At 45.8% G+C, this 12,279-nt stretch carries 12 protein-coding genes; 6 read left to right on the top strand and 6 right to left on the bottom strand.

Features of this window, described 5'->3' with window-relative positions:
• Positions 1–68 precede the first annotated feature (68 nt).
• The 6 genes from L8S15_RS12020 to L8S15_RS11995 form a co-directional block, all read right to left on the bottom strand.
• Positions 69–1,805 (bottom strand): ABC transporter permease subunit, encoded by a 1,737-nt coding sequence (locus tag L8S15_RS12020; RefSeq protein ID WP_102421508.1) that lies wholly within the window; start codon positions 1,803–1,805, stop codon positions 69–71.
• Positions 1,806–1,809: 4 nt separating this feature from the next.
• Positions 1,810–3,321: an ABC transporter substrate-binding protein gene (locus tag L8S15_RS12015; protein WP_010432601.1), complete on the bottom strand. Its 1,512-nt coding sequence runs from the start codon at positions 3,319–3,321 to the stop codon at positions 1,810–1,812.
• An 82-nt stretch (positions 3,322–3,403) separates the two neighbouring features.
• Positions 3,404–4,255, bottom strand: a complete 852-nt coding sequence (locus L8S15_RS12010; RefSeq protein ID WP_102421507.1) for an ATP-binding cassette domain-containing protein — start codon at positions 4,253–4,255, stop codon at positions 3,404–3,406.
• Positions 4,252–5,010, bottom strand: a complete 759-nt coding sequence (locus L8S15_RS12005; protein ID WP_102421506.1) for an ATP-binding cassette domain-containing protein — start codon at positions 5,008–5,010, stop codon at positions 4,252–4,254. The genes L8S15_RS12010 and L8S15_RS12005 overlap by 4 nt, the downstream gene beginning before the upstream one ends.
• A 213-nt stretch (positions 5,011–5,223) precedes the next feature.
• Positions 5,224–6,537, bottom strand: a complete 1,314-nt coding sequence (locus tag L8S15_RS12000; protein ID WP_010432590.1) for an MATE family efflux transporter — start codon at positions 6,535–6,537, stop codon at positions 5,224–5,226.
• Between the two features lie 254 nt (positions 6,538–6,791).
• Positions 6,792–7,661, bottom strand: a complete 870-nt coding sequence (locus L8S15_RS11995; RefSeq protein ID WP_016766925.1) for an AraC family transcriptional regulator — start codon at positions 7,659–7,661, stop codon at positions 6,792–6,794.
• 114 nt (positions 7,662–7,775) lie between these two features.
• On the opposite strand from L8S15_RS11995, the gene L8S15_RS11990 reads away from it, so the two are divergent.
• The 6 genes from L8S15_RS11990 to L8S15_RS11965 all read left to right on the top strand — a co-directional run bounded on the left by L8S15_RS11990 (position 7,776) and on the right by L8S15_RS11965 (position 12,269).
• Positions 7,776–8,924: a PLP-dependent aminotransferase family protein gene (locus L8S15_RS11990; protein ID WP_016787522.1), complete on the top strand. Its 1,149-nt coding sequence runs from the start codon at positions 7,776–7,778 to the stop codon at positions 8,922–8,924.
• A 134-nt stretch (positions 8,925–9,058) separates the two neighbouring features.
• The gene (locus tag L8S15_RS11985) at positions 9,059–9,529 is read left to right on the top strand and encodes a GNAT family N-acetyltransferase (RefSeq protein WP_016790022.1); all 471 of its coding nucleotides are present in this window, start codon (positions 9,059–9,061) and stop codon (positions 9,527–9,529) included.
• 18 nt (positions 9,530–9,547) lie between these two features.
• Positions 9,548–9,994 (top strand): GNAT family N-acetyltransferase, encoded by a 447-nt coding sequence (locus L8S15_RS11980; protein WP_016766922.1) that lies wholly within the window; start codon positions 9,548–9,550, stop codon positions 9,992–9,994.
• Between the two features lie 247 nt (positions 9,995–10,241).
• A complete protein-coding gene (locus L8S15_RS11975) occupies positions 10,242–11,231 on the top strand; it encodes a rhodanese-related sulfurtransferase (RefSeq protein ID WP_016793160.1) in 990 nt (329 codons plus the stop codon).
• A gap of 185 nt (positions 11,232–11,416) precedes the next feature.
• Positions 11,417–11,674: a YdcH family protein gene (locus tag L8S15_RS11970; RefSeq protein ID WP_010432560.1), complete on the top strand. Its 258-nt coding sequence runs from the start codon at positions 11,417–11,419 to the stop codon at positions 11,672–11,674.
• A gap of 139 nt (positions 11,675–11,813) precedes the next feature.
• Positions 11,814–12,269 (top strand): GNAT family N-acetyltransferase, encoded by a 456-nt coding sequence (locus L8S15_RS11965; protein WP_016785488.1) that lies wholly within the window; start codon positions 11,814–11,816, stop codon positions 12,267–12,269.
• Positions 12,270–12,279: the final 10 nt, after the last annotated feature.

Below are 12,279 nucleotides of genomic sequence, written 5' to 3'. Positions count from 1 at the left end.
AACATAAATACTAAATCGAATACCCAATCCAATCACCCGTCGAAAACTTAAGCAACCGACTCTTTTCGTTAATCATCAAACATCATATTAATGGCCACACCTAATAAAATCAGCCCAACAATTGGGCCCATTACTGCTAATGGTGCGCGCTCAATGTATGGCAGGTTCTCTGCAATCATCAAACCCCACTCAGGTTCAGGTGGTTTGGCCCCTAACCCGATGAAGCTCAGCGAGGTCAGACTCAGTGTTATCACCGGCAGCCTCAACATCGCGTGTCTTAGCAACGGTGGCAATACGTAAGGCAACAGATAAAAACGGAAGATTCTCAGCTTGCTCGTGCCCCACAGCGGCGCGAGATGAGTATAAGGCTGAGCCTTTGCTTCCACTATCAAGCTTGAGCAATGAGCCGCCAATGGCGCCCAAGATACCAATACTATCGCGATTAATGCGCTGTTCGGATTCATACCCGTTAAGCCCGCAACTAGCAACCCTGCAATGATGTAAGGGATACCCTTAGTTATCTCGATAAGACCTTGGCTAAAGCGGGTATTGAAACCCATGATAATGCCTGTCACCAAACTCAAAAACGTCGCCAACATACCGGCTTGGAAGGTCGAAACCATACCTGAACCGATTCTCGCTAACAGATCTCGACCAATGCCATCCGCACCCAATGGAGCTTGCCAACTTGGATCCGCTAAGCGAGCAAATTGACTGGTATATGGGTCACGAAATGCTGCCCAAACTACGATAGTAATTGGGAACGAGAAGATCGCAAAAGCAGTAACACGTTTAGCTCGGCTCTGCGTAAAACGAAACGAAGAGTGACTACTGATGAGCTTACCGCTTTTCAGGCTGTGACCAAGAATCAACTGCTGAACAAACAAGCTCATGCTGCTCACGGCAATCGAAAACAGCAGCAATACTAATAAGCCGCCTTGCAGCATAGGTAGATCTTGCGCCTTAGCAGCACCAAGAATCATGCGTCCGATACCCGGAATCGAGAAGATAAGCTCAACCGCGACCGCGCCACCAGTCAAACCGATCACGATCATCGCGATCTGTGGGATCAGGCTGCTCAGCGCTCTTTTCAGCGCAAAGCGAATAATTTGATTGGAGTGAACGTTGGCACTGAGCCACGTGATCACCCAAGGTTCATTAAGAACGCGTTGTAAACTGTCTCTGAGTAGGCGACTAAACAGGCCGCTAGCAGGCAGTGCGAGCGCTAAGCTCGGTAGCCAAATGTCTTGCCAGCCTTGCCAACCATACGGTGGTAGCCAACCTAACCAGATAGAGAACACCAGTATTAATACCGAGGCCACCACGTACTCTGGCAAGGATATTAATACGGTGCTTAAACTGCTGTAACTCTGCCCTAGTTTGCCCTTCTTCCAACTGCGCAAGGTAGCCAGTAAGCCTGCACCGCACAGTACGAAAGTCATCACCAATGCGCTAGACATCAGAAACAAAGACGTAGACGCTGTCTTTTGAATGCCTAATGCAACCGAAGATCCATCGATCCATGACTTACCTAAGTCACCCGAAAAGGCACTTCCTACCCAGTCGATCAGGCGCTCGCTTGCCGAACGGTCAAGCTGAAGATCAGCACGTACCGCCGCTAAAGCTTCAGGCGTAAGCAGGTGTTGTTGCCCCGCTCTCGCACGCAGGATGGATTGGCTTGGGTCGATGCCTGCAATGTCAGGCATCAAGCCAACAAGAATCACCACCACGATCAGTGAGGCGATTCTTGATAGCCAAGGCGTCAAGATAAATAAGGTTCGACGCAGAGTTTCAGCAGATAGCATTTATTTAGTTAACCTGTGTTGCCGCGTTAACTTGTGTCGTTTGATCAACCAAGCGACGTTCACTTGGGTCACGAACTACATTGCTTACACGCTCGCTCTCGCCTTGAATCACACGTTCGTGAAGCAGTGGAATAGCAGCGAAGTCGTTCAGGATTTTTTGCTCAGCTTCGATGATCGCTTGCTGACGCAGTGCACCTAGTGGTTGCAGATCAGCGTGAGTCAGTGCTTGGTCTACTTCTTGAGAACAGAATTGACCAAGGTTGAATGAACCCTTACAGCCAAAGTCACTCATCATGTAAGCCACTGGGTCACCAGAATCTAGAACGGTTGCACGAGAAAGGATGAACGCATCGAACTTGCCTGACAGTGCATCGTTTTCAATCTGAGCGTATTCACGAATATCCAGCTCAACTTTGAAACCAGCCGCTTCAAGTTGCTGTTTAAGCAGCGCTGCCACTTCTGGAAGCTCAGCTCGGTCGGTAAAGGTACCGATAACAATGCTTTCACCGTTTGCTTTTAGCGTTTTGTCGATTGCTTGGCCTTCAGGTCGGATCGGCTCAGCCCAAGCAAGTGCAGGACCTAATAGGCCTTGCGCGATATCCGCGTGGTTTTCATAAACGGTATTCACGATTTGTTCACGGTCTACCGCAGCAGCCGCTACTTTACGTAAGTTAATATCGCTAAATACACCCGACTTGTTGTTTAGGTAAAGCGTATTGGTACGAGGCATTGCTACTTCGTAAAGCAGGTCAGGATCAATGGTCGCGATTTGTGAAACTGGCACCGCTTCAACGATGTCTGCCGTGCCTGTTCTTAGAGCCGCAGCGCGCGCAAAACCGTTAGGAACGTATTCAGCAATCACAGATTCAACTTGCGCTTTTTCACCCCAGTAGCCATCGAAACGTTTTAGTTTCGCGCTAGTTGTGCCGTTGATTTCAGTCAACTCAAACGGACCTGTACCTGCACCCATTGGACTAACTCGACCATCTTCTTGGTACGCGCTTGCTGCAAGAATCGCTAATTGAGGGCTTGATAAACGACTTGGTAGAAGAGGGTCATCAAAGCTGGTTTTGATCTCTACGCGGTAGTTGTCCATTGCTTTCACTTCTAGCTCTACGCCATCTAGGATGCGTGGCTTAGGTGCCGCTTCCAACGCTTTCTGTAGTGAGTTCACAACAGACTCTGCCGTTAATGTAGAGCCATCGTGGAATTTAACACCTTGGCGAACCGTGAATTGCCAAGTCAGTGGATCAACGTGTTTCCAATCTGTTGCCAGCATTGGCTCAGCTTCTGAAGTTGGGCTCAGGTTAACTAGCGTTTCAGCCGTGCTCCAACGCGATAGTTTGAACGCGTCATCAGAAAGTGGTGATAGACCTGTTCTTGGTGGCTGCATCATCGCAACACGAATTTCAGATTTGACCGCCGCATCGCTCGACTCTGGTTGAGAGTCAAAACAGCCCGTCAAAGGCAGAGCCAGCGCTAGAGCGCAGGCTAGTTTGATTGAATTAAAACGCATAGTTATTTTTCTCTGTAAGCTGTGCTTCGTTAATAAGCTGTATTTTGTTAATAAGCTGTATTTCGTAATAAATAAGGTTGTATTAACAAGTAGATTTCGAAAGAGGCTGAGATTGAATCAGCAACTGAGTCGCGGGATGAGCAGGTACGCTCATCACTTGAGGTGTCGGTCCATGCTCCACCATCTCGCCATGGTCAAGAACCAGAACTTCTTCACAAAGCGCCTTTGCTGCGCCTAAATCGTGTGTCACCAAAACGATGCGCATATCGCGCTTCTTTTTCAATGAATTGAGTAAATCTAACAGCCTTTGACGGTTCACCGGGTCAAGGCTGGCGGTCGGTTCATCGGCTACCAACACTGCGGGTCTAACGACAAGCGCCCGAGCAATGGCCACACGTTGAGCTTGGCCTGTAGAAAGCTGATTAGGTTTCAGTGATAACAAAGTGGCAGGTAAGCCCACATCCAACAGCGTCTCTTCAATAATGCTTTCATGGTTGCCAGAAACATCTAAGTTGCTTAGCGGCTCGGCTAAGATCTGTCGAACGGTATAATAAGGATTGAGGCTGGTGTGTGGCTCTTGAGGCACCAATTGAATCAAGCGACACACCGCGGCTTGCGCTTTGCTATTGCGAATCGGCAGCGAATGACCAAACAGGCTGATTCGCCCCACCGTTGGCTCTTTAAGGCCAAACAGCAGTTCAATCAGCGTTGATTTACCGGCACCAGAGCGTCCAACAATAGCTAGGCTTTTGTCTTCAACATTGAGGTCGATGTTCTGTAGCGCTTTAAACGCCTTACCACCTAACCAACTCGGTATTGAGTAGTAATGCACACCGACATTCTCGAACTTAATCTCAATCGGTGTTTGTGTTTCTGAATCAATCACAGGCATTGACGGTGAGACTTCTGAATTTAGTGATAAGGTCGAGCTCATTCGATTAGGTCTCTCAATGAACAGCAGAAAGCGTGAGAACTCGATTCAAGCGCGTGTTTCGGTGCACCATAAGCCACCACTCCGCCATCATCGATCACCAATAACTTGTCACACGCGAGCGCGCTGTGCAGGTCATGAGTGATAAGCAGGCCACCAATTTGTCGCTGTTTAACATTGTCGCGAATCAGCTTGAGTATCTCTTGCTCTGTCACCGGATCTAACGCACTGGTTGGTTCATCTGCAATGATGATATCGGCGTTACTCAGCAACCCAATCGCAATGCACACTCGTTGACGTTGCCCTCCAGAGATTTGACTCGGGTATAACGGCAAGATGGTTTCTGGGTTAGGGAAACCGAGTTGTACTAGCAATTCGGTGAGCTTGGTTTTGTCTTGCGATTTAAGCTTAGTGCGAGTGCCTGTCAATGCCAAACTGAGTTGGCCTTCAATGGAAACGAGAGGGTTCAATGCTTGAAGGGCGTCTTGGAAGATAACCGCAGGTCGTTGTGCTGCGGTTCTTTGCAGCATAGGCAAACCACATACCGCTTCACCAGACAGAGAAATATGACCTTCAACCTCAACCGTTTCCGGCAGAAAACCTGCAATCGCGCGTGAAAGCATCGACTTACCAATACCTGATGGGCCCATGATCGCCAGCAGCTCACCTCGATACACATCGAAGTGGATATCTTGGAAAAGTGTTCTCGAAGAGGTTTTGATCGTTAATCGGTCAACAGACAAAAGTGGGGCGTTCACGCAAGTACTCATAAGTAGATGTTATAACATAACAACTCTATCATTAAGCCTGTATGATGAAAAGTGAACATTGAACCGGATCGCAAAAAATTGCCTGTGAAACCATCTATGGTCACAATCCGTTAGGTACAAAAAAGCGCCTAACTACAAGAAACAGTCAGGCGCTTTCGTAATGATTCTATATGACCTCAGCTTTGTGGTCGCTGTTATTACTTATGTCATTGGAAGGCATTTCCGCTTAACTTGAGCGATGAACGGATACAAGAAGGCAATACGCCCAAGATAGAACAAAGTAAACGCCAACCACAGACCATGATTGCCCCACAAATCGACCGAAAACGCCTGTACAGCCAAGAATACCGTCAAGGTAGCGATGCTAGAGTCTCGAACCGGACGTGTAGTTCCTGTTCCAGTAAAGATGCCGTAAACCGTTAAACCAAAGCCAGCCACCAGCGGGAACACAATCAACCACGGTGCCATCTCTTGGTATAGCGCAACAAGCGTTGGGATATCGGTAAACAAGAAAACAATGTTGTCTTTAAATACCAAGGTCAATAACGTTAACGCAGCAATAAAACCGGCCGTCCATTGAAAATTGAGTCTTAATACACGATCCAACATCGAAGCATTTTTCTGACCAACCGCTTTACCCGCAAACACACTCGATGCATTGGCAATACCATCAAACATGTAACTCACAATAAAGGTTACTTGCATCAAGATTGCGTTAGCAGCCAGAACATCGGTACCCAACTTTGAGCCTGTGCGCGCCATCATGTTAAAAAATACTAAGATACAGATCGTGCGTAACAGTAGGTCAGTATTTGATGAGATGATTGTCGAAAGGTCTTTCTTGGTCATCTTCGAGCCTTGCAGGAACTCAGAGATCGAGATGTTGCTGGTCTTCATCACCAGCGTCATACCAATCACAAAGGTGGTGATTTGTGCAATCAAACTTGCGTATGCCACACCGGCGACACCCAAGTCGAAATAAAGCACGAACACCGCATCTAAAACAATGTTCAACACGTTACCAAACACTTGTGTGTAAAGGACTTCTTTGGCTTTCGCCTGCCCCATTAACCAACCAATAATGGTGTAGTTAAGCAGAACAAAAGGTGCGCCATAAATCAAAACACTAAAATAGATGTGCGCGTGCTCGGCCACATTGGCTTCAGGCTCTATCACCCACATTGCGCCTTGCCAGATGAGCGGTTGTATCAAGATAAAGATCAAACCCACCAAACCAGACAGCACAAACGGACGCATCAAGCTACCCGCTAAATCAGAGCGACTGCCCTTACCCAATGCCATCGCACTTTGCCCGGTCGTACTGACACGGAAAAAGCCAAACAACCAATACATGGTGTTCATAATGATGGTGCCAATCGCCACACCACCGATCAGTTCAGCGATGCCAAGCTGACCAATCACGGCGGTATCCACCGCGCCAAGCAGAGGCTGAGTCACCGTTGAGATGATGAAAGGGAAAGCGATTTTTAGATAATCTTTGTGGGTAATGGTCATATTCTAGCGAGTGATATTAAGAACTATTTGCAATTAGAACGGGATGCTATCGTTTAATCCGTACGTTGTCATCATTTACTGGGGTAAATTATCAACAAAGCACCTTTATCTTAGTTCACCTGCATAGAATCGTTAGCTGCCATTAGTTGTGCTAATTTTTCTCAACAAAAGAGCAAAGTCTGGTTCAAGAAAACAGCACAACCATCGATTAAGTGAATTTACGCTAGCGAGCCAAATAGGTAGCTTTAGGTCGGTTAGTAGAAGCTCACCGGAAGATAAAAATCGAGTTCAAAAACTTCATCACTGTTGAGAAAATGATTCTGATGATAGTGCACATACGCAGGAGTAGAGCGCTGTTTAAAGCCAGACGTAGGTAGCCACTTTTCTAACACCATACTAATCTGTGGTAGCAGTTCACCATAGCGGCCATTAAGTCGAAAAACGGCATGCAAACCACCTGGAATCACCATCTGATTCACAACACTGCGATACTTAATCGGTTCATCGATCGTAATACATGCCACATAACGACACTGATCCATTTCGACCCAGGCAGGGTTAGAGTGATGCAAGCCGAACTGACTCGAAAAATCACGCTGTTCAGAGTTCGCCCACGCTTTCAGTATCAACCAAGCATTGCGAATAGAGCGGTTGTAGCCCATATGTCGAACGTAGGCAGCCATGCGCTCAGGCACTTCAACGATCTTCGGTTCAGGTAACACTCTCTGCGCCACATTCAAATAGCCCGCCGCCACTTCAGGATCTTTCAGATAGGGTTTTTCAGCTATTTGTAAGTCGTGTTTACGCCATTCACCCGGCGACATATTAAAAGTCGCCTTAAATGCTCGACTGAACGAAGACACCGAACTAAAGCCACACTTGTTGGCAATTTCTACCACTGACGACGTGGTATCAAACATCAATTGATTAGCCGCATACTCCATTCGGGTACGTCGAATGTATTGGTGCAGCGACTCCCCCACAACACTTTTGAAAGTACGATGAAAATGCTGTTCGGAATAAGCTGCGATCTCAGAGAGCGCTTTGGCCGACAAAGGCTGACTGATGTCTTGGTGAATATAGAACAGAACATCATTGATTCTAGATATGTGTTGTCGCGACATCGTTTAAATAGCATAAATGGACATGTTTATAAGCATAAATGGACACGCTGTTTTTTACAATTGCCGTGTAATATCAAACCATAAAATAAAAACGAAAATGACGAGACACAACAAATGGAAATCGCACAATCACTGCAACAAATTCAGTCTTCTTACATCCGAGAAATTCTCGCGGCCGCAAGCGATCCAAATGTCATTTCATTGGCCGGTGGTTTGCCAGATGAGAAAACGTTCCCTATTGATTTAATGAAGCCAACGTTAGAAGACCTAGCGAACATGCCGGAAGTTTTCCAATATGGGTCGACTGCTGGTTATGGCCCTTTGCTTGAGCACCTAACGCAAAGCTACCAATTGCCAGAGTCACACACGGCAATGATTTGTACTGGCTCTCAGCAAGGTTTGGATTTGATTGCGCGTGCGTATGTCGACCCAGGTGATGTGGTTGTGATGGAAGCGCCAAGCTACTTAGGTGCGATGCAGGTGTTTGGCCTCGTTCAAGCAAAAATTGCGACCGTGTCTCAAACAGAATTTGGCCCGAACCTAGACGAACTGGAAACGTGCTTTGCACAGCAATCACCCAAGATGTTCTATGCTGTGCCTGATTTCCACAACCCAACAGGGGTGTGCTGGGCAACAGAAACTCGTCAAAAAGTAGCTGAGCTGTGTATCAAATACAACGTGGCATTCATTGAAGATGCACCATACCGTGAGCTACGTTTCACAGGTACAGAACTGCCGTTAGTTTCTTCGTTCTGCCCTGACAACTCTATCGTTCTTCGTTCATTCTCTAAAATTGCATCGCCAGGTTTACGTATTGGTGCGGTAACAGGTAAGCGCAGCTACCTTGAGCCACTGATCAAAGTGAAACAAGGCGCTGACTTACACTCAAGTGTACCTATGCAAGCGCTGCTTGTCGGTCTTCTGAAACATGAAGACTTCAACGTACATATGGAAAACATTCGCACACTGTACAAGTCTCGTTATGAAGTGTTATTTTCAGAACTAGAAAAAAAACTGCCTGCAGATTGCGTGTTAAAAGCCGTAGATGGCGGGATGTTCATTTGGGTTGAAATCCCAGACTGCGACACCTTCGAACTGGCTAAAACTCTGCTTTCGAATGGCGTGGCAGTTGTGCCAAGCCCAGTATTCTATCCAAAGGCCGATGAAGCAAAAGCAGCGCTACGCCTAAACTTCACCAATGCAAATCCAGAAGAATTAACCGAAGCGGTGAAACGCTTAGCAGAAGTACTTAACCAAGCATGATCTTGATTGTACAGACAGCTTGGATTATTGATTGATAAGCTTATTACGGTTCAAGCAATAACGATTCAGCCAGTGTTAATTCTCAACTCAGAGACTTAACACTGGCTGATTTCGTATAGGAATAAGGACCCAAGATGATTAGAATTGAAAAATTAGCCGACAGACATATCGAGGCAATAAAATCGATTCAACTAGCTCCAGAACAAGTTAAGTTTGCAGGTACAGCGGAAGAGTTTTTAGCAGAAGCTAGCGATACTACCCACCTACATGTCATCAGATTAGACAATGACATCGTCGGCTTTTTCAAAATCGACACGGATTACGCATCTAACTATGACTTTTGCCCGAACACCGCCATCGGCCTAAGAACTTTTGTCATAGACCAAAGCCAACAAGGAAAAGGGATTGGTACACGCGCTGTGCGAGCATTAGTACTGTACATCGCCATACACTACAGCGGCTACCACTCTATTTATCTTACCGTAAACTGTAAGAATCCAGCGGCCAAGGTTTGTTATCAGAAAGGTGGGTTCCAAGATTCGGAAGTACTCTATCTTGGAGGGGCTGCTGGTCCTCAATATGTTATGTTTAATCACATTCGTTAGGCAAAATGGAAAAATCAAATGGAAGTGACCGTTGGCAACAGCCCAGATCTCATACGTAAGGCGCAATTCATTCGCAATCAAGTATTTGTTGTAGAGCAAGCTATCCCTGAAGTTTTAGACCTCGATGGCCTAGATCCAATATCGCATCACGTCTTAGTCACCGATGCTGAAAATCTGGTAGCAACCGCTCGCTTATATATTGATGACTGCGGACACGCCATTATGGCTCGTGTTGCCGTCTTGCAATCGTATCGAGGTTTAGGTATTGCTTCTAAAATGGTAGCCGCACTTCTAGAACATGCGACTCAACAGGGTGCCAAAGTCATTGAAATTCACGCCCATCAATACTTAAAGAATTACTACGAAAAATTTGGCTTTGAGTTTATCCGTGAAGTAGAAATCGTTGGAGAACACCAACTCATAGAAATGAGGTACTACATAAATTCAAAGCGTAACGTTCAATGAACCTCAAATACCTCAAGCCAATTAAATAAATATCCTTTCAACACCCGCAATTCCACACAATAAGCAATGCTAAATAGCCCTACATTTGGTTGGTTTTTGTCCTACACCGCCTTGGTTATACTGCGCCTGATTTTAATAAGCCTACCGTTGTAGACTGAGAACGACACAACGTCGCTCTATCGACATTTATGGCGAATAACAGGTAAACGCTCTGGATTTACGTTCCAGCTCGCAGAAAGGAAAAACCATGTCTCAATATGTTGTATGTGCTCTGTATAAATTCGTTGCACTTGATGATTACCAAGAAATTCGCCAGCCACTAACTGAAGTGCTAGAAGCCAACAAAATTCGCGGTACTTTGCTACTTGCGAGTGAAGGCATCAACGGTACTGTTGCAGGTAAACGCGAATCTATCGATGCACTTCTTCAATGGTTCAAGCAAGACACTCGCTTAGCGGACGTTGTTTATAAAGAATCATTCAACGAAGAACAGCCATTCAACCGTACCAAGGTGAAACTCAAGAAAGAGATCGTAACCATGGGCGTTGAAGGTATCGACCCTCGCCATGTTGTCGGTACTTACGTGAAACCAAACGAGTGGAACGCTCTGATTTCTGATCCTGATGTGATTCTGGTTGATACTCGTAACGACTACGAAGTCGATATCGGTACATTCAAAAATGCTGTAAACCCAAACACAGAAACCTTCCGTGAATTCCCTCAATACGTGGCAGATAACCTCGACCCTAAGAAACACAAAAAAGTCGCGATGTTCTGTACGGGTGGTATTCGTTGTGAAAAATCAACAGCCTACATGAAAGAGCAAGGTTTTGATGAGGTATACCACCTTGAAGGCGGCATTCTGAAGTACTTAGAAGAAGTGCCAGAAGAAGAGAGCATGTGGGAAGGCGACTGCTACGTATTTGATGGTCGTGTTGCGGTAAACCACAAGCTAGAGAAGAGCGGTTACGACGTGTGTAACGCTTGTCGCCTGCCAATCACAGATGAAGACAAAGCGTCTGAGCACTTTGAGAAAGGCGTAAGCTGCCCTAAGTGTATTGATAAGCACAGCGACGAGCAGAAAGCCCGTTTCCGCGAACGTGAAAAGCAAGTTCAACTTTCTAACGCCCGTGGCGAAACCCACGTAGGTGGCGAAGCCGCTCATCTTATTGAGCAGCGTAAGAAAGAAAAGCTGGCGCTCAAAGAACAGCAACGTTCTGGCAAGCAAGCGAAGTAAGCCTCATACGATAGGCCTAAAGTTATAAACGTATAACGATAGATATTAAAAAGGGCACAAATTCGCGGACCATTCCACGAGTTTGAGCCCTTTTCTGATCGCTTTACTGCTTTGTGTTTTGAACCACATTTCTTTCGATAAATTGCTTCTATACTGTTAGTAATACGACTAGAGAGGAAGTGACAATGCTCAATGAAAACCATGCCTTTATCTTAGATTTCCCAGATCTTAAATTAGACATTGTTCAGCTCAACCACGACGACGAAAAATTCAAAGCAGACATGCAGAAATACCACCAACTCGACTACGACATCCGCCAACTAGAAATTTCTGGCAGCCCAATCGATGACGACAGCATGCATAACCTCAAAGTAGAACGCATGGCATTAAAAGACTCGCTACATAAGCAACTTACTCGACATCACGCGCTTAAGATCGTTTAAATCACAACGTTCTTACTGCCAGATTTTAAGCCATGCATTACGCATGGCTTTTTGATTTCATAACATCGAAAATCTAAGCTAATTCGGCTTATTCAAAAGCGTTTAATAAGGAAGCTGAGTGACAATAAAAGAAGAGAATATGCAATTCCAGCTCATTTCAAATCTCGAATTCGAAGAACTGTTTGCGTGTGTTAAGCAAGGGCTTTTCATACACGTCGACAATGTGTTTGGCTGGGATGACGAATTTCAACATAACCGCCTATTAAACGACTACCAACCTTCTTGGTTTCATTGGGTATACCGAGGAAAAGAGAAGATTGGACTTGTGTGTTTTAAGCCTTATGACAACGCATACCATATTCATCTGCTGATCATTTCCCCTCAATACCAAGATCAATCTCTTGGTAAAAAAGTCATGTCACTCATCCACGAAAAAGCCCATCAAGAGCAACGAAACCAAGTCACTCTGTCGAGCTTTAGAAATAACACCCGCGCCATTCGCTTTTATCAGTCACTTGGCTATCAGGTTATTGATGATAGTGATGAAGATTTTGTGGGGATGGCTCTCAACCTAGCTAACTCTCAGTCTCGCTAACCATAGAGAA

The organism is Vibrio sp. S/42/10 (genome assembly GCF_029890535.1).
Classification (GTDB): domain Bacteria; phylum Pseudomonadota; class Gammaproteobacteria; order Enterobacterales; family Vibrionaceae; genus Vibrio; species Vibrio cyclitrophicus.
This window is presented reverse-complemented; position numbering and strand designations above follow the sequence as displayed.